The organism is Apibacter sp. B3546, assembly GCF_009827885.1.
Taxonomy (GTDB): domain Bacteria; phylum Bacteroidota; class Bacteroidia; order Flavobacteriales; family Weeksellaceae; genus Apibacter.
The window spans coordinates 65,115-90,514 of sequence record NZ_WINW01000034.1 but is presented as its reverse complement, the minus strand read 5'-3'; the positions used below and the strand labels follow the sequence as shown (position 1 = coordinate 90,514).

Annotated in this window: 16 protein-coding genes, 1 tRNA gene, 1 pseudogene and 1 riboswitch; of the genes and pseudogenes, 9 read left to right on the top strand and 9 right to left on the bottom strand. The window is 30.9% G+C overall.

From position 1 onward, the window contains the following. The first annotated feature begins 6 nt into the window (after positions 1-6). The 7 genes from GFU93_RS06965 (at position 7) to GFU93_RS06935 (ending at position 9,642) form a co-directional block, all read left to right on the top strand. Positions 7-699 carry a hypothetical protein gene (locus tag GFU93_RS06965; protein WP_160568276.1) on the top strand — a complete coding sequence of 231 codons (693 nt, stop codon included), beginning with the start codon at positions 7-9 and terminating at the stop codon, positions 697-699. A 34-nt stretch (positions 700-733) separates the two neighbouring features. Further along, a complete protein-coding gene (locus GFU93_RS06960; RefSeq protein ID WP_105296925.1) occupies positions 734-1,330 on the top strand; it encodes a MotA/TolQ/ExbB proton channel family protein in 597 nt (198 codons plus the stop codon). 2 nt (positions 1,331-1,332) lie between these two features. Continuing rightward, positions 1,333-1,668 (top strand): DUF2149 domain-containing protein, encoded by a 336-nt coding sequence (locus GFU93_RS06955; RefSeq protein WP_160568274.1) that lies wholly within the window; start codon positions 1,333-1,335, stop codon positions 1,666-1,668. Positions 1,669-1,827: 159 nt separating this feature from the next. Next, positions 1,828-4,359: an ATP-dependent Clp protease ATP-binding subunit gene (locus tag GFU93_RS06950; protein ID WP_160568272.1), complete on the top strand. Its 2,532-nt coding sequence runs from the start codon at positions 1,828-1,830 to the stop codon at positions 4,357-4,359. A 115-nt stretch (positions 4,360-4,474) separates the two neighbouring features. Then, entirely contained in the window at positions 4,475-5,623 is a 1,149-nt protein-coding gene (locus GFU93_RS06945) for an MFS transporter (RefSeq protein WP_160568270.1), read from the top strand. Positions 5,624-5,699: 76 nt separating this feature from the next. Then, positions 5,700-5,798, top strand: a riboswitch (SAM riboswitch). A gap of 106 nt (positions 5,799-5,904) precedes the next feature. Further along, positions 5,905-8,349, top strand: a complete 2,445-nt coding sequence (locus GFU93_RS06940) for a TonB-dependent siderophore receptor (protein ID WP_160568269.1) — start codon at positions 5,905-5,907, stop codon at positions 8,347-8,349. Positions 8,350-8,376: 27 nt separating this feature from the next. Next, complete coding sequence (locus tag GFU93_RS06935; RefSeq protein ID WP_160568267.1) at positions 8,377-9,642, top strand: APC family permease; 1,266 nt, start codon at positions 8,377-8,379, stop codon at positions 9,640-9,642. 70 nt (positions 9,643-9,712) lie between these two features. On the opposite strand, the gene GFU93_RS06930 is transcribed toward GFU93_RS06935, so the two are convergent. From GFU93_RS06930 to GFU93_RS06895, 8 genes are all read right to left on the bottom strand, one after another. After that, the gene (locus GFU93_RS06930) at positions 9,713-11,764 is read right to left on the bottom strand and encodes a C10 family peptidase (protein ID WP_160568265.1); all 2,052 of its coding nucleotides are present in this window, start codon (positions 11,762-11,764) and stop codon (positions 9,713-9,715) included. 408 nt (positions 11,765-12,172) lie between these two features. Next, positions 12,173-15,754, bottom strand: coding sequence for a C10 family peptidase (locus GFU93_RS06925; RefSeq protein ID WP_160568263.1), 3,582 nt, complete (start codon positions 15,752-15,754; stop codon positions 12,173-12,175). A 1,271-nt stretch (positions 15,755-17,025) separates the two neighbouring features. Beyond that, positions 17,026-17,099 (bottom strand) — tRNA-His (locus GFU93_RS06920). 39 nt (positions 17,100-17,138) lie between these two features. After that, complete coding sequence (gene bshB1, locus GFU93_RS06915; protein WP_160568261.1) at positions 17,139-17,855, bottom strand: bacillithiol biosynthesis deacetylase BshB1; 717 nt, start codon at positions 17,853-17,855, stop codon at positions 17,139-17,141. 75 nt (positions 17,856-17,930) lie between these two features. Further along, the gene (locus GFU93_RS06910; RefSeq protein ID WP_160568259.1) at positions 17,931-18,245 is read right to left on the bottom strand and encodes a hypothetical protein; all 315 of its coding nucleotides are present in this window, start codon (positions 18,243-18,245) and stop codon (positions 17,931-17,933) included. A 134-nt stretch (positions 18,246-18,379) separates the two neighbouring features. Beyond that, positions 18,380-18,631, bottom strand: a complete 252-nt coding sequence (locus GFU93_RS06905) for a type B 50S ribosomal protein L31 (protein WP_105296935.1) — start codon at positions 18,629-18,631, stop codon at positions 18,380-18,382. 169 nt (positions 18,632-18,800) lie between these two features. Continuing rightward, positions 18,801-20,027: an isocitrate dehydrogenase (NADP(+)) gene (locus GFU93_RS06900; RefSeq protein ID WP_160568257.1), complete on the bottom strand. Its 1,227-nt coding sequence runs from the start codon at positions 20,025-20,027 to the stop codon at positions 18,801-18,803. A gap of 224 nt (positions 20,028-20,251) precedes the next feature. Continuing rightward, positions 20,252-21,907 (bottom strand): fatty acid--CoA ligase, encoded by a 1,656-nt coding sequence (locus GFU93_RS06895; RefSeq protein ID WP_160568255.1) that lies wholly within the window; start codon positions 21,905-21,907, stop codon positions 20,252-20,254. A gap of 351 nt (positions 21,908-22,258) precedes the next feature. On the opposite strand from GFU93_RS06895, the gene GFU93_RS06890 reads away from it, so the two are divergent. Together GFU93_RS06890 and GFU93_RS06885 are read left to right on the top strand one after the other, a co-directional pair. After that, positions 22,259-22,798 carry a TetR/AcrR family transcriptional regulator gene (locus tag GFU93_RS06890; RefSeq protein WP_160568253.1) on the top strand — a complete coding sequence of 180 codons (540 nt, stop codon included), beginning with the start codon at positions 22,259-22,261 and terminating at the stop codon, positions 22,796-22,798. After that, positions 22,795-23,310: pseudogene (locus GFU93_RS06885) on the top strand (HPP family protein). The gene GFU93_RS06890 and the pseudogene GFU93_RS06885 overlap by 4 nt, the downstream one beginning before the upstream one ends. 53 nt (positions 23,311-23,363) lie before the next feature. Here GFU93_RS06885 and feoB read toward each other — a convergent pair. Next, positions 23,364-25,394 (bottom strand): ferrous iron transport protein B, encoded by a 2,031-nt coding sequence (feoB, locus tag GFU93_RS06880; protein ID WP_160568251.1) that lies wholly within the window; start codon positions 25,392-25,394, stop codon positions 23,364-23,366. Positions 25,395-25,400 lie beyond the last annotated feature (6 nt).

Sequence of the window (25,400 nt, the reverse complement as noted above, 5' to 3'; positions counted from 1 at the left end):
TATTTTATGGAACTCATCATACATTTATTAATGGCTCTTATCCTATTAAATAGCATTATTAAGCTAAGTTTTTGGAAAATAGGGCAAATAGCCTTAATGATGCTAGTATACACAGTCTATATACTTTTAATTTATCCCTTAGCCATTAAGCAATCTAAAACACAGATTGAAGATTTTTTAGCTGATCATGTGATGATGCAAAACATGTCCGTACTGGTTACGGTAGAATCGGCGGTATGTTTTGCTTTTTGTTTTTCAGCATTAATGGGACAGTTTGGAAGTAAAAAACATAAGATAGTTCGATTAATATTAAAATATTATCCGGGAATATTACTTTTTTTAGTTTTATTTTATGGATTGACTCAAGCCGCATTTACCTTTACCGGTTTCCACTTTTTAACCATGGCAATCCTTTACGCATCAATCGTTATCTTATGTATGGTTTTAGCTGTCATAGCGCTTAAAAAACTGATTCCAGAATTTGATTTAAGACTTGAAATACATTTTATGGTGAGCTTAATCATTTGTATACTAGGACTCATAACAACTGTTGATGGAAAAATAGTATATAAAACATCAGAGGAAACCATAAATGTTAACTATATACTTTTATCGATGGGACTATTCATTATCTTTTTTCTAATAGGATTTTTAGGAAATAAAATTAAATGGAGGTTAACTAAATGGAAAAATTGTTAAACACTAAAAGAAAAAATTAAAATAACTAATAAATATGGAAATTATATCAAAAGTATTATTCTGGGTAGCGAATAGTTTATTAATTCCCGATATCATCATCTTACTAATATTATTTGCTCGTTCACTGCTTCTCTTAGGAAGTTTTTACAATCAGTTTATCGTTAAAAGGAATAACGATAAAAAGATAAATCCGGTTATTGAAAACCTTACTCAAGAAAAATTAAAAGATTTACAAGCATCCTTGCCTTCAAAAAACAATTCCTTATATATAAAATATTTAAGGACATTATTAGAAAATACCACCCATGAAGCCTATGCCGATTATACCATCTCCAATTTTGAAAATGAAGTAGATAAAGACCTTTCCTTATCAAAAATGCTTGCAAAACTCGGGCCTGTCTTAGGCTTAATCGGTACCCTGATAGCCATGAGTCCTGCACTGGTTGGACTGTCTTCCGGGGATATTTCCGGTATGGCGTATAACATGCAAGTAGTTTTTGCTACAACCGTAGTGGGATTGGTAGTAAGCGCAATCGGGTTAGTAACTTTACAAGTTAAACAACGATGGTATGCAAAAGAAGTTAACAATTTAGATTATGTAGCAAGAGTAGTAACGGGTAATGTAAATTAAGGATGAAAAGACGAAGAAGATTTAACAGATTTCTAAAAGAAGAAGATACCGATCCGCTTAGTGTTATCGTAAACCTATTTGATGTAGCCATGGTTTTTGCCGTAGCCCTTATGGTTGCCATGGTTATGAATTTAAATATGGGTGAAGTATTTTCCAATGAAGATTTTACCGTTGTTAAAAATCCGGGAAAAGAAGACATGGAAATAATAACCAAAGAAGGAAATAAAATAAATAAGTATACCCCATCCCAAGAGAAATCCACAGGTAAAAAAGGGAAAAAAGTAGGGATAGCTTATGAACTGGAAAATGGAGAAATAATATACGTACCCGAGAAATAGTTCCGAATTATATGATATTTTAAAATAATAGAGTACATTTATCAGAAAAAAATATTTTACTTTATCAAGGAATATGACAAAATAACAGATAAGTAAAGTGGCATGATAAATGCAAGATTTAAATCGTAAAATATTAATATATAGAACAGTAAGTCATACATGGACGAAAATTTTTCACAACAAGTCAAAGATGTAATAAGCTTCAGTAATGAAGAAGTATTACGATTAGGTAACGACCATATAGGGACGGAACATCTTGTACTGGGTATCTTACGTGAAGGTAACAGCAAAGCTATTACCATACTTCAAAGTTTAAATGTTGATTTAGGTGACTTAAGGAGAAAAATAGAAAATCTTAATAAACCTGAAATAAGTATAAAAGTAGACAGGAATCGCATCCCGTTTACTAAAGCTGCCGAAAGAGCTTTAAAAACAAGTTTTTTAGAAGCTAAGCTTTTTAGAAGCCCGGAAATAGAAACCATACATTTATTGATATGCATTTTGAGGATAGAAAGCGATCCGGTAACCCAGCTTTTCAAAAAGTATAATATCGATGCTAATATCCTTAAAGAAGAATATAGATTTCAGTTTCAAGAAGATTTTACAGAACAACCCACCAATGAATTTTCGGAAGAAGAAGGCATTAGTGAAGGCAATCAATACGAATCACCCAAAGGAAGCAGATCTAATCCTTCGAAAAGCAGAACACCGGTATTAGATAATTTCGGTAGAGATTTAACCACTGCTGCACTCGAAGGCCGTTTAGATCCGGTGGTAGGAAGGGAAAAAGAAATTGAAAGAGTATCTCAGATATTAAGCAGGAGAAAAAAGAATAATCCTTTGTTAATAGGAGAGCCCGGAGTTGGTAAATCAGCCATTGCAGAAGGTCTCGCTTTACGAATTGTTCAAAAAAAGGTTTCTCGTGTTTTGTACAATAAACGTGTAGTTACCTTAGATGTAGCCGGACTGGTTGCAGGTACTAAATATAGAGGACAATTTGAAGAAAGAATGAAAGCCATAATGAATGAGCTTGAAAAAAACTCGGATATTATTCTCTTTATTGATGAAATCCATACCATAGTAGGAGCCGGAGGAGCCACAGGCTCTTTAGATGCTTCCAATATGTTCAAACCGGCATTAGCAAGAGGAGAGATACAATGCATCGGAGCGACTACTTTGGATGAATATAGACAATATATTGAAAAAGACGGCGCTTTAGAAAGAAGATTTCAAAAAGTAATGGTAGAGCAAACTTCTCCGGAAGAAACCATTATCATACTAAATCAAATTAAAGATAAATACGAAGAACATCATAATGTAACTTATACCGAGGAGGCAATTAAAGCTTGTGTAAATCTTACTACAAGATATATTACCGACCGATATTTACCGGACAAAGCGATTGATGCGCTCGATGAAGCGGGATCAAGAGTCCATATTAAAAATATCAAAGTTCCAAAGGAAATAGTTAATTATGAGAAAGAATTAGAAAAAATCAGAGCTGAAAAGACTAAGGTAATTAAAAGCCAAAAGTATGAAGAAGCTGCAAAATTAAGAGATACCGAAAAAGAGATTGAAACTAAATTAGCGAATGCACAAAGAGAATGGGAAAAATCTTCAAGAGAACATCGGGAGATTGTTACTGAAGATAATGTTGCAGAAGTAGTTTCAATGATGAGCGGTGTACCTGTACAAAGAGTAGCAGAAGGAGAGCTTAAAAAACTTGCTCAAATGAAAGATCTGATGAAAGGAAAAATTATCGGTCAGGACGAAGCGGTTAACAAAGTTGTAAAAGCCATTCAGAGAAATCGTGCCGGATTAAAAGATCCTAACAGGCCTATAGGTACATTTATATTTTTAGGAGCAACCGGAGTTGGAAAAACTCAATTAGCAAAAGTTATTGCCAGAGAATTATTTGATTCAGATGATGCTCTCATTAGAATAGATATGAGTGAATATATGGAAAAATTTGCCGTATCTAGATTAGTTGGAGCTCCTCCGGGATATGTAGGATATGAAGAAGGAGGGCAATTGACAGAATCCGTAAGAAGAAAACCTTATGCTGTAATCCTCTTAGATGAAATTGAAAAAGCACATCCGGATGTATTTAATATCCTTTTGCAAATTTTAGATGACGGACATGTTACGGATAGTTTGGGAAGAAAAATAGATTTTAGAAATACAATAATCATTTTAACTTCCAATATCGGAACTCGAGAGCTCAAAGAATTCGGTGACGGTGTTGGATTTGGAACTTCTGCCAAAAAATCATCATCCGATATAAGAGCAAAATCTACTCTAGAAAACGCTTTAAAAAGAACTTTTGCTCCTGAATTCCTAAATAGGATCGATGATGTTATTATCTTTAATAATTTGGAAAAGGAAGATATATCCAAAATTATAGATTTAGAATTGAAAAATGTGTACGATAGAATTGCTAAAATTGGATATGAAGTAGAATTATCTCCGGAAGCTAAAGAATTCATTATTGAAAAAGGATGGGACAAAAATTTCGGTGCACGTCAACTTAAACGAGCGATCCAGAAATATGTGGAAGATGTGATCGCTGAAGAAATTATCAATTCATCGATACATGATGGAGACCATCTCTATATTGGATTAAATAAAGAAAAAGACAGTACGGAAATTAAAATACGGGAGGTGGAAAAAGAATCCCCGACAAAAGATTAAAAAGATAATTAATGAAGAGCCTGTTTGATTGAATCAAGCAGGTTTTTTTTATTTTATAAATACCGGAGTAGTTAATAAATAGATACAATCCATAAAAAATCCGAGAGAATTAACAATGATATACAAAAAACATTTGCCCAGAATGGCCGTAACCCTTTTATTTTTTTTCTTTGGAGGCAGTTCTGCGACTTGGGCTTCACGAATTCCAACGATTAAATTATCGATGAATGTTTCCGATTCCAATTGGGGATTGGTTTTACTATTTTTATCCATCGGAACACTTATTACGTTACCTTTTGCGGGTAATCTTATAAAAAAGCTGGGAAGCAAAAAATCGACTCTTATATTTATCATTCTTTACTTTATATTTTTAATCGGAATTGGATTTTGCGGTGAATTATGGCAATTGAAACTCAATTTAATAGCCTACGGGGCCATAGGTAATTTAACCAATATAGCTATAAATACACAAGCTGTTAATGTGTCAAAATCCTATAAAGGCCAAATAATAGGCTCCATGCACGGTACTTGGAGCATTGGAGGTTTTTTTGCTTCTTGGTTAGGAGCAGTAATGATTGCTAAAAATATTCCACCCTCAGAGCATTTTATTTTATATTCTTCCATAGGAATTCTGGTTTCCCTTTGGTTATTCAGATACTTGTTGCCGGATGAAGCCCAAGAAGAACCGATGGAATTACCGAAAAAATCAAAATTTTTCAGAGTAGATAAAAATCTTATTGTCTTAGGATTTCTAGCTTTTTTTGCTATGGTTTCTGAAGGAACGATGACCGATTGGTCCAATGAATATATGAGGAATATAGTGAAAGCCGATAAAAAATATATCGGATATGGGTTGACTGCCTATATGGCAGCCATGGCTTGCGGACGATTCATTTCTGATTTTATAGTTCGGAAATTCGGTTCAAAAGTTACGTTGATCATCAGCGGATCTTTAATTTTTACAGGTATGATCTGTGCTGTTCTATTTCCAACATTACTAACCACACTTCTTTCGTTCGTTATTGTTGGACTGGGAATATCTGCAGTCGTACCCTTAGTATATACCTTAGCGGGAAATTCAAAAACAGCTTCGCCCGAACAAGCGCTTACAGTTATTACCAGCATTGGTTTTATCGGTTTTTTTCTAGGCCCTCCTTGCATTGGTTTTTTAGCTGAAAAATTTTCATTACAAATATCTTTTACTTTCATTTCCTTGTTTGGAATAGGAATAATTTTCTTGGTAAGATTTTTTAAGATAAAGTAAATTTATTTCTTTATCTTAGAGGTAAAATAATATAATATAAAATTATTTTATTATGAAAATTATGGTATATTTACATCACTTATCAAGAAAGGTGGAGGGACTGGCCCTGTGAAACCTTGGCAACCGGCCTGCTTAGGCTTGGTGCTAATTCCAGCCCTGAGGGGAAAGATGAGTGATTCGCGAATTGTGAGTGTGTTGAGTTGTGAATAATTTCTTTTTTCCTTTCCGGTTTTTCTTGATACAGTTTTAATAAATATAATTTACTAACTGTAAGAAAGATAATGAAAAAAGTTTCTTTGTTAATGGTAAGTTTAATTTTAGAATTTACCAATTATGTGGATGCTCAAGAAAAACGAGCCGTAGATTCCCTTGATCTTGAAGAGATTGTTGTAGTCGGTGGCAGAAGTTCAGAACGAACCAAAGTAAATTCTCCCGTTGCCATAGACGTAATAGATGTCAGGAAAATAGAAAAGGCATCTCCTCAATTAACCGTTAACGACTTATTAAATTATTTAGTACCTTCATTCAATTCTGTTCGCCAATCTTCTTCCGATGGAACGGAACATATTGATCCGGCTACCTTGAGAGGTATGGGGCCCGATCAGGTTCTGGTATTAGTGAATGGAAAAAGACGGCATACTACCTCATTAGTCAATTATCAAAATACGGTAGGTAATGGATCTGTGGGTACAGATTTAAGTGCCATACCCGTTTCAGCAATAGAAAAAATAGAGGTTTTAAGAGATGGAGCGGCAGCTCAATACGGTTCGGATGCCATTGCCGGTGTAATTAATATTATTTTAAAAAAGAATGAGGGCGGCTCGGCATCCATCACCTATGGATTAACCAATAGAAATGACGGGGAAACTTACAATTTTAGCGGAAATTACGGTGCTAAATTAGGAGATAAAGGAGGAAGTATCAATCTTTCTTTTGTAGTCAGCCAAAGAAATAAAACCAATCGTTCTTATGATAATAATCTGGACAAGTTTGGTGATAACTTTGCCTATGATTTTGCACCGGATCCCAATCAGGCCAGAATAAACGATGAAAAAATTATGGCAGAAATGGGGTTAACCCAAAAAGATTTCCGTTTCAGGGCCGGAGATGCTCAAATTAAAAATCAACAATTTTTTATAAATTCCATTTATCCATTATCCGAAAAGTATGAGTTCTACTCATTCGGCGGAGCAAGTTTAAGACAAGGAGAAGGAGCTGAATTCCGAAGACTTCCCAGTGAAAAAACTAATGTAGTTAAAGAGCTTTATCCGATAGGATTTCAACCTTTATTAAAATCCACTATTTATGATATTTCTAACTCTACGGGAATAAGATATATGCATAATAATTGGGTGGTAGATATAAGTAATACCTTTGGAGAAAACCTCTTTAATTATAAGGCTACGCATACAAACAACGCCTCGTTGGGCATACATTCTCCAACGGAATTTAAAGCCGGGGGACATGAGTTTATGCAAAATATTATCAATCTGGATATTTCTAAAAAAATAAATACACTTCTTTCCATTGCCTTCGGAGGAGAATTTAAATACGAACAATATAGAATAAAGGCCGGAGAAGAAGGATCATGGATGCGTTACGATAAATTTGGTAATCCGGCAACAGCATCTACCCTTCCTACCGATATACTGGGAGAGGGGGGAGCTCAAGGTTTTATAGGATTTTCTCCTGAAAATGCGTTAAAAGAGGACAGAAATAATGCATCCGGTTATGCGGATGTTGCATTTAAAAAAGGAAAACTTACCGGTGATTTGGCAGGAAGATATGAGCATTATTCCGATTTTGGTAATTCTTGGATAGGAAAGTTGGCGGTGCGTTATGAATATGTAAACGGATTTGCTGTAAGGGGAGCTTTCAGTAATGGATTCAGAGCCCCGTCTCTTCAACAGCAATATTTTAATAATTCTTTTTCCAGTATCTCATCGTCGGGATCAGGAGTTGTTTCTAAAGGTATATTTAGAAATGACAGTCCTTTGGCAAAAGCATTAGGTATTGATAAACTTAAAGAAGAAAAATCAATTAATGCAAGTGCCGGTTTAACATTTAAACCTTCTAAAAAAATATATGTAACCGCTGATGCTTACTATATCAAAGTTAAAGATCGTATTGTACTCACGAGTGAATTTGTTAATGCAAAAGTAGAATCTTATGGAGTGGAAGGAGCACGATTTTTTACTAATGCTGTGGATACGGAAACGAAAGGTATTGATATAGTGGCCACATATAAAGTTGGTTTAGGAAGGGGAAATCTGGATATAAGTTTATCAGGAAACTATACAGAAACAGAAATTGTTGATTATCATTTTCCCAAAGTTTTTGAAGGAGACAGAAATGAATATTTCGGTCCCGATCAAACCAATATAATTGAATCTTTAAGTCCGAAAGCAAAGGCAACTTTAGGCTTCAATTATTCAGTTTCGAAATGGAATTTATTAGTAAGAAATACCTATTTCGGTAAAGTTACGAGAGATGGTTACCCATACGGTTCGGTACAACATCATGATCCAAAATTAGTAACCGATTTTAGTATCAGTTATTCCATACGAAAAGATTTAATATTAACGATGGGCGGAGATAATATTTTTGATGTCTTTCCGGATAAGCAAATCTATGAAAATTCTTATTATAATGTTTTCAAGTATGCACCGGTACAGATGGGTACAACCGGAGCTAATTGGTTTACTAAGCTTTCTATGAATTTCTAAAATTAGACTTATATATTTAATATAAATATGAAAAAAATAGGCTGGAAGACAGCAACTGCCATAGTCATATCCAATATGGTAGGAACGGGAGTGTTTACAAGTTTAGGATATCAAGTTCCGGAATTACACAATACGTTTACCATTATTCTTTTATGGACAATCGGAGGAATACTGGCTTTAATAGGTGCTTTTATCTACGCGGAATTGGGAGCTCATTTTAAGCAATCGGGAGGAGATTATATTTATCTTTCTAGAACTTATCATCCCATCATGGGATACATCACCAGTTGGGTATCGCTTATAGTTGGCTTCTCCGGGCCAATTGCTTTAGCAGCATTGGCTATGGCTAAATATTTGGGTTTTGAAAATGAAAGAAGTACTGCCATTCTCATTATCATTATTATTGCTGTATTTCAATGTTTCAGCCTAAAGGTAAGCAGTCGTTTTCAAAATATATTTGCCGTTCTTAAGGTAGCATTCATTGTAGTACTGATTTTAATTGGAATTTCGATAAGTCCGTCTCCTACCAATGCATTATTATGGGATAATTCTTGGACTCATGAAATCATCGTTCCGGCTTTTGCCAGTTCGTTAGTGTTTGTTACCTACGCTTATACCGGTTGGAATTCTGCCTCATATATTGTTGAAGAAATTGAAAAGCCAAAAGTTAATCTTCCCAAAGCGTTGATAATAGGAACTCTTTTTGTAACAGTAAGTTATGTGTTGGTAAATTTTGTTTTTTTAAAACATGCTTCAATCGAACAAATGGAAGGAAAAGAAGACATTGCCAATATCGCATTTACCAATATTTTAGGCGTTCGGGGAGTAAAATGGATAAGTTATTTGATTGCATTGCAATTAGTTTCAACAATTAGTGGCTATTTGTGGGTTGGATCTAGAGTAACCCAGGCAACAGCAAAAGAAAATCATCTTTGGAGTTATTTAGGTAAAGAAAATAAAAACCGAATACCTATTTGGGCTGTAGTTGCTCATACTCTTATCAGTATACTAATAATATTGAGTGGTAAATTTGAAGAAATTTTTATTTACACAGCATTTGTACTTCAACTTCTTTCAACGGCTGCCGTGAGTACTTCTTTATTTATTAAGAAAAAAGATCGGGTACTTTTCAAAGGAAATATTTTTTTACTAATGCCCGTTATCTTTTTACTTTTCAGCTTTTATATTTTGTATTTTACTTTTGTCAACCATCCTCGGGAAAGTATTATTGGATTAGGAATCATAGGAGTTGGTATGACCCTTTATTTTTTTGATAAAAAAAGAGTTGATTGATAATATCAATTTAATGAATATAAAAAAAACCGAAAGATTTGTCTTTCGGTTTTTAACATAATTCTAAGGTTTATTTTTTTATGAATTTGTAATTCTTTCCTAAAATTTTTATAATATAAAGATTGGGCTGTAGATCTGAGACATTTATAGAAATTTTGTCTTCAATTAATACACGTATGTTTTTAACTAGTTTTCCACTATTATCAAATATAGTTAATGTTATAAATTTCTGAATATTTGAAGGAACACCTTTTATATTAAGTGTTTCATGAGCGGGATTAGGATATATGATTATGTTATTGTTATCAGTAATTTTATCATTGAACATTTGATTTACGATTAAATCATAGCATTTATTTTCAAGAAAAGCATCTTTATATCCTTTAACCATTATATAATATGTTCCGGGAATTAAATTTATTTGAAATTGATCTTTATTATTCTCTGTATTCGTGCTACGGGTAATATAATTCTTTGAAGAATCATATAAAGCTAAAGTATAATGTTCAGAAAAGTTTTTAAGAATAATTTCAATAGTAGATTTTTTATAAATTGAAAATTTATAATAATCTAAATCATAACTGGAGCCAAGTGCAGCTGAATATAAAGTATTGATTTTTATAGGATATGCATTTTCAAACGAGTCATTAGGTTCGTAATTAGCTGCACAATTAGTAGAAGTTCGGAATGAGTTTTCTTCAAAATTGGAACTATTAGAAGTATAGCAATTTGCTTTTACTCTCCAACTATATGAAGTATTTGGTTTTAATCCTGTGAGGGTATATAAGGTGTCGGTTGATTTAAGGTTTATGGTATTCCAATTTTCTTCTTTATTTGTTTTATATTCCATAGTATAACTTAGAATGTCCGGTATGTTATTCCATTTTAAAACAGCACTAGTTGAAGATATATTCGATGTGGTGAGACCCGAAGGTATAGAACAAGTATAATTAATAGGGTGTATATTTATTATTGCACTTTGATTGGATTTATATCCTGCCGGTTCAGATAATTGAAAGTATCCATCTGCATAACCGCCCCAACCAAAATTAAAATGAATGAGGTTGTTACTATCAATTCCATCAGCAATAAAGGTATGTGCTCCTTGCCTGTTGCTTCCTTTATAAAACACAGGATAATTTTTTATCAGCTGATCCTTAATTAGTTTTATCCACTCGAAATTACTATAATTTCCTTTATTAACCATTTTTATATCCGAACTATATTGAAAGTAATTTTTCAATGCTTTTAAAACAGAGTTATTAAATGCCCCCGAACTGTTAGGTCCGTAAATCATATTAACCGAAATACCGGTGTGAAGCATTAATGTGGCAACTGCATCGATTTGTTGTGTGGTGGAAGTGAGGGAAAGGGAAGTAGGCATATTATTCCATAAATAGGTAGTGTTAGCAAAATCAGCTGTTAATGTTTTACCTTTCCAATCATAATAAGTATTTTGAATCTTATACGTATTAGAGCTTTTACCTTTGACAGGGTAATTCCAATATTTCATAATTTGGGCCATAGTGGTAGCCACACAACCCGTTGGACAAGATTGGTTTTCATAGGTTTTAGGTACCAACTTATTATAAAATGTATTTTGACTCCACTTTGTTGTAATCAAAGGATCTATTGTTAAAGGAATTTCTTTGTATTTAAGATTAATTTTAGATAAAGGCATTTCTTTTCTATAAAGTAAAGCGTCCCATTCTTCTTTTATTAAATATCTTTCTTTATCCTCGCCTATTTTTTTAACTTTACTTTTTCTTAAATATTCGTTTGCTGATTGGTATTCTCTAAGAAAGTATAAAAATTCGGGCGATTGATTTCCTTCCGCGTTAAGAGTTGTATCAAATGAATAAGCTAGAATTGGGTGGTTTTCACTTTGTGAAGAAATTATTATAAAACCATTTAAGCTTTTGAAAATGTAGAAACCATCGTATTTTTTATCAAAACAATCTGTAATATTAATTAATTTATTGTGGTTTGAATTTTTTGAATGAATTCTTTGATTTAAAAAATTATTGGCTACAATACGGGCAGTTTTTTCAGAAATATCTTGACTATAAAATGTGTAAGATATAAATATAGCTATAATTAAAATAGAATATTTTAATCTCATCGGAATTGTTTTTAGTGTTTTAATTATGAAGTAAAATTGTAATTACTATAAATTTAATTATTCTAATAAACGTATACTGTTTGGTATAGAATATATAGTTGAATGGAGTGAAAAGATTTTGATGTAATTTTTTTAAATTAAAATAATTACATACTATGAAAAAATATATTTATTAAGATAAAACATAAGCTTTTTAAGTTTTTTAGGTTACTATATATCAAATTTACTAAATTATATTAAATAATGTGTAAAAATGATAATATAAAGTTTACTATTAATTATTTTTTTAGTATATCATGTTTATTGGATATATGAAATTTTTAATTGATAACTTTTATATTAAAATGATTTGCATAAAAAAACCGAAAGATTGATCTTTCGGTTCTTTTTTAATTATAAATTAAAAACTCATTTTTTAATGAATTTGTAATTTTGCCCCTGAATTTGTAAAAAATAAATATTCGGAGGGAGGTCTGAAACATTTACAAGTATATTGTCGTCAACTTTAGATTGCAAAATTTTCACAACGTGCGCATTTCTGTCAACTATAGTTAATGTAATAAGTTTTCCTTTTTCCAGTATATTTAATCCTTTTATATTTATAGCATCATGAACAGGATTAGGATATACGAAAACGGAATTCTCAGGATTTCCAAATTCAGGTGAATTCTTAGCAGGAACATAGTTAACACTTAGATTATAACATTTGCCCGGCTCATATGCGCCATTTTTACCGTATACATATACATAATAAATGCCTTTATTTAAATTTTTAATATCAATAATTTCTTTGGTAGTTCCGTTGTTAGTACTACTTCCTATTTCTCTTTTTAAATTATCATAAAGTTTAAGGTCATAATCATTTGGTAAATTTTCTAAAATAACCAAAAGATCAGATTTTTCACCAATATATATTTTATAATAATCATCATCAGTTGGAGAACTTATATCAGAAGAATAGGTTAAGATATTTCTTATTGTATAAGCAGAATCAAAGGTGTTATTAGGCTCATAATTATCCTTACATAATGAATTACTGCTTTCTGTTTGAACTTCTAAATTATAGCAAAAAGTAGTATCATAGGCACCTTCATATCCATATACGTATACATAATAATTACCGGCAGGTAAATTTTCAGCTACAATTTTTTCATTTATTGTACCCTTATTTGAACTGCTGTCAATTTCATCACCTACTTCATCAAGAAGTTTTAAATCATAGTTTTTAGGTAAATTTTGAAGTAAAACCGTTATGTCTGATGTTTCATTGATTGTAAATTTATAGTAATCTTTATCTGTTGGAGAACCAATACCGGCTTCGTATACAGTATTTAGATTTATTGGAGTTGCTTTTTCTAACGAATCATTAGATTCAAAATTATTAACACATGGAGAATCTGTTGCGATCGTTTCTACTAATAATTCATAACATTGAGTAGCATTAAATGCGCTATCAATTCCTTCAACCAATATATAATAAGTTCCCGGATCTAAATTGTCTAGATTAATAGTTTCATCGCTTAGATCTTCATTATAACTTCTTCCTATTTCTCTTTTAGAAGAATCATAAACTTTCAATTCATATTTATCAGCTATATTTTGAAGAGTAACCGAGATGTTAGATTTATTATCTAAAATAAATTTATAATAATCAAGATCACTAGGAATTCTTATTCCTGCTGAATATTTATTATCAGTTTTAATATGAATGGCATGTTCAAAAGAATCATTGGGTTCATAATTATTAATACAAGAATGTCTGGATATATCAGTATCAATTAAAAGTCTGTAGCATTCAAATGGATTTAATTTACCTGTTATTTCAATGTAATAGGTACCTGAAGGCAGATCTTCAATATGAATTACTTTGTTATTGGGTTCATCAAATACTCCTTTAGCTACAAATTTTTTAGATGAATCATATAAATTGAATTCATAACCAAAATAAATATTTTGAAGACTTATATTAACATCAGAAGTTTCTTTTAATGTAAATTTATAGTAGTCCATATCTTTAGAAGATCCAATAGCCGCATAGTAAGTGGTAAGAACATCAATTGGATAAGCTTCTTCAAAAGATTCATTGGGTTCATAATTTGTACTACATGTAGGAGCAGCAGGTCCAGAAGTGAACGATAATTCATAACATTCTGACTCATCATATGCTCCATCATAACCAAATACTTTTAAATAATAGGTGCCGGGTAAAAGATTTTCAATTTTAATTCTTTCTCTTGACTCGCTACCTGCAATACTTTTCCCGATTTCTTTAAAATAACGATTATATAATATTATATCATAATCCTTATTGAATTTATTCATTAATACCACTAAATTTGAATTAGTAGTAAAAACAATTTTGTAGAAATCAACGTCATCAGGATATCCTATACCTGCATAGTATGTAGAATCAGATTTTATTAAATAAGCATCATCAAAAGAATTATTAGGTTCAAAATTATTAACGCAAGCAGATGAAGTAGGATATTCAGGGATACTGGTTTGAAAGGTTGTTTCTGCAAAGTTATTTGTATTGGAATAATTAGCATCGCAATTGGCTGCTACTCTTGCAGTATATGTTGTATTTGCCTTTAAATTTACTAACTCAAGAGATGATCCTGTGGCTTTATCATTAGCAACGGTCCAATTGGAATCTCCACTTGATTTATATTCAATCTTATAACTTTTAAATCTAATATCATTACTCCAATTAAGAGTGGCACTGTTGGATGATATGTTTGATGTTGTAAGACTTGAAGGCGGAACACAATAAGTTTCTGAAGGATATATATTTATTACTATCATTTGGCTGGATGAATAGCCGCGAAGATCATTAATATAATAATATCCGTTAGCTTCTCCGGCCCATCCTAAATTAAGATGTACATAATTATTTGAATCATATCCGTCAGCTATATACGCATGTTCGGCATCCGGGCTTATAGATGAAAAATATACAGGGTAACCTTGTGAAATTTGGCCTTTAATAATGTCTAACCATTCCTCATCTGAATTAAAATCAGATCTGTTTTTTAATTCAATATTTGAGCTGTATTTAAAATATTTTTTTAAAGCATTAGGAACTTTTTCACTATGAGCACCTGATCCAATAGGTCCATACATCATATTAACGGAAATTCCGGTATGAGACAAGAGTGTAGCTACCGCATCGATCTCCTCGTCTGTAGAACTTCCTGAAAGCGAGGTAGGCATCTTACTCCATTGATAGTTTGTTTTTTGAAAATTAGCACTTAACTTTTTCCATTTCCAATTATAGAAATAATAAAAATAATTGGAAGGAATTCGATAAGTTACAGAATCATTTCCTGTAGCAGGATAATCCCAATATTTCATAATTTGTCCTAAAGCTGTAGCAGCAGAACCCGTAAATGTGGGTTGTCCTTCATAAGTAATGGGAGTGTGCTTGTTATATAAAGGAGCTTGATCCCAATTGGTTTTTATTAGTGGAGCAATCGAATCCGGAATTTTAGCACTAACCGATAGATTTCTTAATAATTGTGTTGAATTTGGAAATACATTATCGGAAAGTAAAGCATCCCATTCTTTTTTTATTTGTTCGCTTTCTTTACTATAAGATTTTTTTAAATAGTTTCTTCTAAGATTTAAATTAGTATACTGATAATTATTTAAAATATTTAAAAATTCTGGAGAGCTCTTTTTATTGGTTAGTATAGATGAGTTTAAAGAGTAAGCTAAAATTGGATGATTTGCGCTTTCAGCGGATACAATACAGAATCCATTTCCATTCTCCACTTTAAATACATAAAAGCCATCGTATTTTTTATCAATGGTTGAAGTAATGTTTGATAATTTGAATTGTTTCGATAATCTTTTTAAAGGATCTTTAGCTTTCAATTTTAAAAAATTGTTAGCCACTCTCTGTGCAGTTCTTTCTGAAATATCTTGTGCTTGATATACACTAAATATAATGAAAGTTGTGATAAAGAGCAACGGTTTAAAATTTATCATAATCAAAGTTTAGGTTAAATTAGTAAATAAAATAATGTTGAGTTTATATTGTATATAAGTATTCTTACTATTTCATCCAAGATAAAATAATGAAAATATTAGGGATCAAAATACCTCAATATATAATAAAAAGGTATAAATGCTTAAATAATTTATTAAATATTAGTTATGTCATTTCATTCATATATATTTTGGTTAACATAATTCAAATATATAAAAATAATTTATATTATGACAAAATACTATAAACATATTATTAATTTATGTTGATTACTACTGTTATAATTTTTATTAATAGTAATTATATAGTTGAGATCTGATATATAATTTATATATTTTATTTAAATATTAATAATATTTTTCATGATATATTAATTATAATAAATTATAAAATTATGTTTTATGATTATAAAGGATAATAATAAAAAAAATAAAGTATAATGATTGTGGAGATAATATATCTTATATATCTATTTAATTGTTTTTAGGTAAAAATTAAACAATATGAAAATGTGAATTAATGATATAAATATTAGAATTATCTAAATATTTATGTTACTTATATATGATAATTAATTTTGAGAATGTTAATAGAACTAAGATTTAATGTGATTGTGTATAATTGTTTTTTGTTGTAAACCATTTGGCTAAATAAATTAAATAGTAAAACTATTATATCAACAATAATTTACAATTAAGTAATAAAGTATTTACAGTAATTAAAAAGTGATATAATATATAATAAAAAAATATTTTTGGAATATTTAAGTTTTTTAATAAAAAAATCTTCCATAATGTTTTGAAGATTGTAGACTACTATGATTAAAAAAAATAAGTTTTTGTATTTATTTATATAATCTATAGAACAAATATTATATTGGTAAAATAGAAAAAGCCCTGTTATATCAGAACTAATTCATAATTATAATATAAAAATATTAAAATTAATAGAAGAATTTAAAAGTAACTAAAATAAGAGATAAAAAACAATATTTATAGTTTTTATTAATCAATAAAGTATTTTTTGAAACAATTACCCAACTAAAGGGGGGCAATGGAATTTATAAGATTGAAAAATTATATGGAAATTAAATTTTGTTTAATTTCTTTGATTTCGATTTCAAATTTGAGGGACACACCCAAATATCTGTATAAGTGCATCTAAATTTAGTGTTTTTTGCCATAATTACATTGCCGTTTTATGTAATTATACACTTGAAGTAGTTTATTAAAAAACTCCAAAGCTGTTGTAGGAGTGCTTTGGAGCTTTGGGTGGCCAATGGGTCTCGAACCCACGACCTTCGGAACCACAATCCGACGCTCTAACCAACTGAGCTATGGCCACCGTTTTGGGAATGCAAATATATGAATAGATTTCATATTATCAAACAAAATTTTCAAAATCTTTCAGACCAATCCATTTTTGAGAAGTAAAGCCTTCACCTGCATCACAGCCTATTAACCTACCCAAATTTTCAGCTCTGTATATAATACTTTTTTTGAAATTAATGGAGGTAATAGGAGTATTAGGTTCTAATGAATTCGGATCATAAAACTGTGTTTTATAGGCCATACAAGCTTCTATTTTTTTATCTAAAAAATGAGATATATCGATTATAAAATCCGGTTTTTCTTCATTCCATTGAATGTAATTGAATATATGTTTAGGTCTCCATTTATCTTGTGTTACCCCGTTATAACTTGTTTGTATTTTTAATAAACCGGAGAGAAAACAGGCATCATAAACCAGCTTAGCAGCTTTCCCGTGATCAGGATGTCTATCGTTTACCGCATTAGCTAAAACAATATCCGGTTTATATTTTCTTATTATTTTAATTAATTCAATTTGATGAATATCATCATTTTTAAAAAAACCATCTCTGAATTTTAAGTTTTCACGATAAGCAATTGAAAGTATTTTACTGGCTTCTTCGGATTCAGATTTTCTAGTAAGAGCTGTTCCCCTTGTCCCTAATTCACCTTCCGTCAGGTCTAATATTCCCACTTTTTTATTTTCAGAAATCATTTTGGCCAGAGTTCCTCCACACCCTAGTTCAACATCATCAGGATGGGCACCTATGGCTAATATATCTAATTTCATTGGTCAAATTTTAAGTTAAAAAAACTCCAGTAAGTCATTACTGAAGTTTTAGAGTTTAGTATATAAAATTTTTTTTTACAGTTCAGATTTTACTTTGGACATAAGTTTTTCAACTCTTGCCTTTATATCAGTATTATCAGAAATTTGCCAGGCACTTATGGTAAATGTATTCCCTTTAGTTCTAATCATAAGACCATAATCAGGATTATTTGAAGTCCAAATTCCGGGTGAAGAAGCAGAGCCAAATTCTTGTTGAATCAGAGCTTCCACTTTCTGTACTTTTTCATTGGTAGATTGTATTTCTTCTCTATATTTATATTTTTCTTGAGAATAACCGAATATAGAAGAAAAGGTCATTATTACTAATAAAATTAAAATTTTAGTATTCATAATATGTTGTTTTATTAAGGCAGAAACCTAATTTACTATTCTTTTCATCAATATTTATGCCAAAAAGATAAAAAAATATACCCATGGTATTACTACTATGGGTATATTTAATTTTTTATAATAGTATTACTATATTACTTTTTATAATTTTTGTATTTGTTAAAGAATTTATCAACTCTACCTGCAGTATCAACCAATTTAACTTTTCCTGTATAAAAAGGGTGAGAAGAACTTGAAATCTCCATCTTAACTAAAGGATATTCTACTCCTTCATATTCAATTGTATCTTTTGTTTCTGCAGTAGATTTACATAAAAATACCTCGTCGTTGCTCATATCTTTAAAAACAACTAATCTATAGTTATCCGGATGAATGTCTTTTTTCATTTCTCTAAAAATTTGAGTTGCAAAATTACAATTTTATTTCTAAATAATCAAGAATACATAGGAAAAAAATATGAGATTCTTCATATTAGAAAAATGTGTTAATATTTAGTCACACAAGTAGTTGATTAATAAGATAAATATATTTGTGTAATAGATTAAAAATACTTGATTATTTAACTAATTTATTTTTTAACCCTTTGTCAATAGCATCTAGAAAATCTTCAGTATTAAGATAATCTTCTCTGGTCATTTGTTTACCTTTTACTAATAAAGCAAGGTCTTTGGTCATTTTACCTCCTTCAACAGTTTCAATACAAACCTTTTCCAGCGTTTCTGCAAAATTGACAACATCCGGAGTATGATCTAATTTACCGCGATGCATTAAGCCTCTTGTCCATGCAAAGATAGATGCTATGGGATTGGTAGAAGTTTCTTTACCTTCTTGATATAATCTATAATGTCGGGTAACAGTACCATGAGCAGCCTCTGCTTCAACGGTTTTGCCATCCGGAGTAACCAAAACAGAAGTCATTAAGCCTAAAGAACCAAAACCTTGAGCAACAGTGTCTGACTGTACGTCACCATCATAATTTTTACACGCCCATACAAAGCCTCCGTTCCATTTCATGGCACAAGCTACCATGTCATCAATTAGACGATGTTCGTAAGTAATTCCCAGTTCTTCAAATTTGGATTGATAATGATCTTCATATATTTTCTGAAAGATATCTTTAAATCTTCCGTCATAAGCTTTTAAAATGGTGTTTTTAGTGGACAGATATAAAGGCCATTTTTTGGTTAATGCCATTTGAAATGAAGAATGCGCAAACCCTTCAATAGATTCATCGGTGTTATACATGGACATTGCAACTCCGTCATTTTTAAAATCAAATACTTCCCAAGTTTGAGGTTCACCGTTTTCAGGTGTGAAGGTCATGGTTAATTTACCGGGACCTTTAGTTACCACATCCGTTGCTTTATATTGGTCTCCAAAAGCATGGCGGCCAATTACAATGGGTTGCGTCCATCCTTGCACGTATCTCGGAACGTTATTCATAATAATAGGTTCTCTAAAAACTGTTCCTCCAACAATATTACGAATGGTGCCATTAGGCGATTTCCACATTTTTTTTAAGTTAAATTCTTTAACACGAGCTTCATCAGGAGTAATAGTAGCACATTTTACGGCAACATTATATTTTTTAGTTGCTTCTGCGGAGTCTATAGTAACTTGATCGTTAGTTTTATCTCTGTTTTCAATACCTAAATCAAAGTATTTCAGATCTATATCTAAATAGGGGAGAATGAGTTTGTCCTTAATGAACTTCCATATAATTCTTGTCATTTCATCTCCGTCCATTTCAACAACCGGATTAAGTACTTTTATTTTTTGCATGATAACTATTGATTTGTATCAAATATAACAATACTTACCTCAGTAAAACAAATATTTAACCTAATTTTAGTTTAATATAATGAATAAAGATCTTTATGGCACACTTATGTTTAATCGAAGAGTTTGGTAAGGATCTTTAAACAGTAAAGACTAAAAATAAAAAAGGTTAATAATTACCATTTATTAACCTTTTTATTTTACTAAAAAAATAGATTTTTAAACTCTTATAAATTTTCTACAAATTGTTGTCTGATTAGTTTTTTATTTAATTTTCCCACACTGGTTTTGGGGATTTCTGAAACAAATTTTATATTTTGAGGTATAGCCCATTTACTCAATATTCCGGATTCCGTATATTGTTTTAAATAATCTTTTAATTCATCATGAGTTAACGTCATATTCGGTTTTAAAACGATAAATGCACAAGGCTTTTCACTCCATTTTTCGTCCGGAATTCCAATTACAGCGGTTTCAGCCACAGATTCATGTCCGGTAATAATATTTTCTAATTGAACAGAAGAAATCCACTCACCTCCACTTTTGATAATATCTTTTATTCTATCTGTAATATTTATAGAATTATTGGAATTTATGGTAGCTACGTCTCCAGTATGTAAATATTGTTCACTCCATAATTCGTTTCCTCTTTCTTCGTCTTTAAAATAACCTTGAGTTAGCCAGGGCGCTCGAATAATGATTTCTCCTTGTTCTACATCATTATTTTGTACATGGTCTCCTTGTTCGTTAATAATTTTTATGGTTGTAAATAGAACAGGAGTTCCGGTTCTGATTCTCATTTCAGATTGTTCATCTATATCTAAATTTTTATATTTAGGATCTATGTGAGTTAACGTTATAATTGGACAAGTTTCGGACATTCCGTATCCTGACATAATATCAATATTTTTTTCAAGAGCATTTTTTGCTAACTTTTTGGTTAAAGAAGCTCCACCAATAATAACTTTCCATCCGTTGAAATCAATATCTTTAGTTTCATTACTCTCTAAAATCATTTGCAAAATAGTAGGTACACAATGAGAGAAAGTTGGTTTTTCTTTTGTGAAAATATCAATAAATCCGGTTAAATTAAATTTTCCGGGATATATTTGCTTTAATGAAAAGGTGGTTGCAAGATAAGGAAATCCCCATGCATGAACATGAAACATCGGTGTTAACGGTAAATACACATCATTGGAATTTAAACGACATGCAATTGAACCGGAAAATCCAAAACTGGCTGCCGTATTGTAGGTATGAAGCACCAATTGTCTATGGGAAAAATATACGCCTTTAGGATTGCCCGTTGTACCTGTAGTATAAAATGTTGTGGCAACTGCATCTTCATCAAACTCTTCGAATTCATATGAATCAGAAGCTTCAGCCATCAATTGTTCGTATTCTCCGGTAATACTTAAATTTTCAGAAGTTATTATAGTATCATCATCTTTACAAATGATTAAATATTTTAAAGAGGGCATATCTCCTGAAAATTTTTCCAAAATAGGAAGAAAATCTGCGTGAGCAATGATAACTAAATCTTCAGCATGATTAATAGTATAATGAATTTGCTCAGGAGACAATCTCCAATTAATCATATGAAGAACATTTCCGGTCATAGGAATAGCAAAATAAGATTCGAGATATCGATGACTGTCATAATCCATTACGGCAATGGTTTCGCCTCCGTCTATCCCAAGATTTCTTAACATATTGGCATATCGTTGAACTCGTTTTTTGAATTCTCGATAATTATATCTGGAAATATCTTTGTAAATAATTTCATTATCAGGATTTAAAGTAGTACAATAATCATATAATCCTTTAATGAGCAGAGGAGACTTGTGAGCATTTTTTACAGAGTTAATTTTTTTAAATATCATCTTAAATTATTAAATATGCGCTAATTTACAAAATATAATATTTTATGCTAATGGTTTTTATTATAAATCATATTAATGCTGTTTTAATAGTAGAATTATAGCACAATTTCTAATTAATATAAATATTTGAGCTTATATATAGATATTGCTTGATGAATTAATAATTATAATTAATTTATTGGATTTCATATTTATTTGGTATAAGAGTAATTAAGCAGAGTAACTAAATACGTTATCATTATGCTGATTTATATATTTTATAAAAGAGAGTAAAAATTTAATATTAATGTATTTAAAAAAAATATACAGACAAGTATGTCTATATCAAAAAATTTATTTTATCTTTGTTGAATGGAATTAAAAAATAAGCCTCCCAGAGAAAGAATAGTATACGTAGCATCAAAATTATTTCATCAGCAAGGATACAATGCTACAGGAATCAATGAAATCATTGAAAAAGCCAAGGTTGCAAAAGCCAGTTTTTATCAACATTTTAAATCAAAAGAAAATTTAGCTCTGGAATATTTAGAAGTGCGTCATAAAACCTGGTTTGAAGGATTAAAACATTTTACAGAAGAGAAAACAACCTCAAAAGAAAAAGTACTATCAGCTTTTGATTATTTAGAACAAATGAATGAAAAAGAAAATTTTCGTGGTTGTTGCTTTCTGAACATGCTATCAGAAATACAACCGGATAATGTTCGCATTTTAAGTGTGATACAAAAACATAAAACAGAACTGCAGAATTTTTTTATTGATATAATAGGTGAGGAAAATGACGCCTTCATTATTTATATGTTTTTTGAAGCATGTATGATCGATAGTCAAGTTTATAGAACACAGAAACTTATAGAGAAAACAAAAAATAACGTCAAAAATTTAATGAAATGAATAGTAAAAAATATCTATCAAAATTTATAAGTAGAGAACGAAGTCCTCTTAAAGTTGATTTTAATTTTTCAATTTTATCGGGAATTGGAGGGTGTTTAGCAATTTTGTGTATAGCCTTATTAACAAAATCAACCTCAATTCCTTTTATTATGGCACCTTTCGGCGCAACCTGTGTATTGGCATTTGGTGTACCTGAAAGTCCACTGTCTCAACCTAGAAATATTATTGGTGGACATATTTTATCTTCAATTATGGGTTTAATTGTATCGATGGTACTAAATAATGAATGGTATTCCCTATCACTGGGAGTTGGATTAGCTATATTTGTCATGCAAATAACAAAGACTATCCATCCGCCGGCAGGAGCAGATCCGCTTATTATTATTACCTGAGGAGTAAAGTGGAACTTTTTAATTAATCCGGTTTTATCAGGAGCAATAATGTTGGTGATTATTGCATTACTATTCAACAATCTGAGCAAAAAAAGAAAATATCCTAAATTTTGGATTTAATTAATTTATATAATAATTTATTAGTAGTAGATAACGTAAATAATATTTAAAATTTATTTTAAGAGCTGATAAGCAAGTAAAGCTACTAAATAGGCTATGCCCGTCATAAAAAATAATTGAATGGCCGGCCATCTCCACGAATTCGTTTCTTTTCTAACAACAGCCAAGGTACTGACGCATTGCATGGCAAAAGCATAAAATAATAAAATGGAAATGCCTGTCGCTAAGTTAAATGTAGGCTTCATCGTATTGTGGTTAATATCCTTTCTCATTAATTCTTTTAATTTAAGATTTTCACTGCCATCATCTTCCAAACTGTATATGGAAGCAATGGTTCCGACAAAAACCTCTCTGGCAGCAAATGAAGAAAGAATACCAATATCAATTTTCCAGTCATACCCTAAAGGTTTAAAAACCGGTTCAATTACTTTTCCGAAATTTCCTAAATAAGAATTTTCTAAAGGAACATCTGCCAGATAATTTGTTTTACCATTTTCGTCTGTCTTTCCAAATTTACCTAATGCCCAAAGTATGACACTGACAGCAACGATGATTTTACCGGCATTAGCTATAAAGCTCAATGATTTTTCAAATAAACCGTAAAATACATTTCTCCAAAAAGGAACTTTATAATTCGGCATATCCAAAATAAGATAGCTTTTATAGTTAGATTTTATTAATTTGTTGGCAATGGATGCACTTATAAAAACCATTATGACTCCCAATAAGTACATAATCATCATAACAATACCCTGTAAATTAAAGATTCCATTTCCTATAGGAATGACTAAAGCGATGATAATGGAGTATACCGGAAGGCGAGCCGAGCAGGTTATAAATGGTGTAACCAAAATTGTAATTAATCGTTCCTTTGAATTTTCAATATTTCGTGCCGACATTATTGCAGGAATAGCACAAGCGGCACCGGATAATAAAGGAACAACACTTTTTCCGTTCAGTCCAACAGGTCTGAACCAACGATCCATCAAAAATACAACTCTAGCCATGTAACCGCTTTCTTCCATAATCAACAGAAAGAAAAATAAAATTGCAATTTGAGGGACAAATACAGCAACTCCACTAATTCCGGGAATTATACCTTGCGTAATGAGCTCCGATAGTGGTCCGTTCGGTAAATAAGCTTCGAGAAGTTCACTAGTATTGGCAAATAGAGCTTCAATCCAATCTTGAGGATAGCCTGACAAAAAAAATAAGGCTTGAAAAATTAAAAATAAGATTGAAAAAAATAAAAAATATCCCCAAAAATGATGCGTTGCAATTTTATCGAATTTGTTCGTGAAAGTCTGATAGTTTGGATCTTTATAGACCACTTTTTCTACAAGATCGTCAATTTGGCGATGCCTTAAAATAGTTTCTTTAAGTTGAAGCCTTTTAGGAATCAACTTATACTTATTTATAATTTCCGATACATTTTCACGATACGCACTCGGTATGTTGTTCGTTTTTGTTTGAGCCAAGAAAAGCCAAGCGAGGTAGTCATCAATTTCAAATTTATTGGATAATTCTCTTACCGGTTTTTCAAATTCTTTAGGATATTGAAAAGTTTCGAACGATTCATTGACAAAACCATTATATATAATTTCTTTTAATTCATCAATTCCTTTACCTTTTCTGGAACTGACTAGTACTACAGGAGTTGGAAAATAATCGGCTAAATTTTTGTCTCGAATTAGAATTCCTTCTTTTTCAATATTGTCAATTTGATTAATAACTAAAATAGTAGGAATTTTTAAATCTTTGATTTGTTCATACAGAAATAAACTTCTTTTCATATTATGAACATCGGCCACTACTATAATAATATCAGGATAGTAAGGATTATCAGGATTGGCAAGAATTGTTAATACCACCTCTTCATCAGCAGAATAAGGACATAGACTGTATACCCCGGGAAGGTCAATTAGCCTATAGTCAGTATCTTTATAAGTAAGCTTACCTTCTTTTTTTTCAACGGTAATACCCGGATAATTTCCGGTTTTTTGATGTAATCCGCTTAGTTGATTAAAAAGTGTTGTTTTTCCGGCATTTGGATTTCCTATGAGAGCAATAGTTTTAATACTCATTGTTTT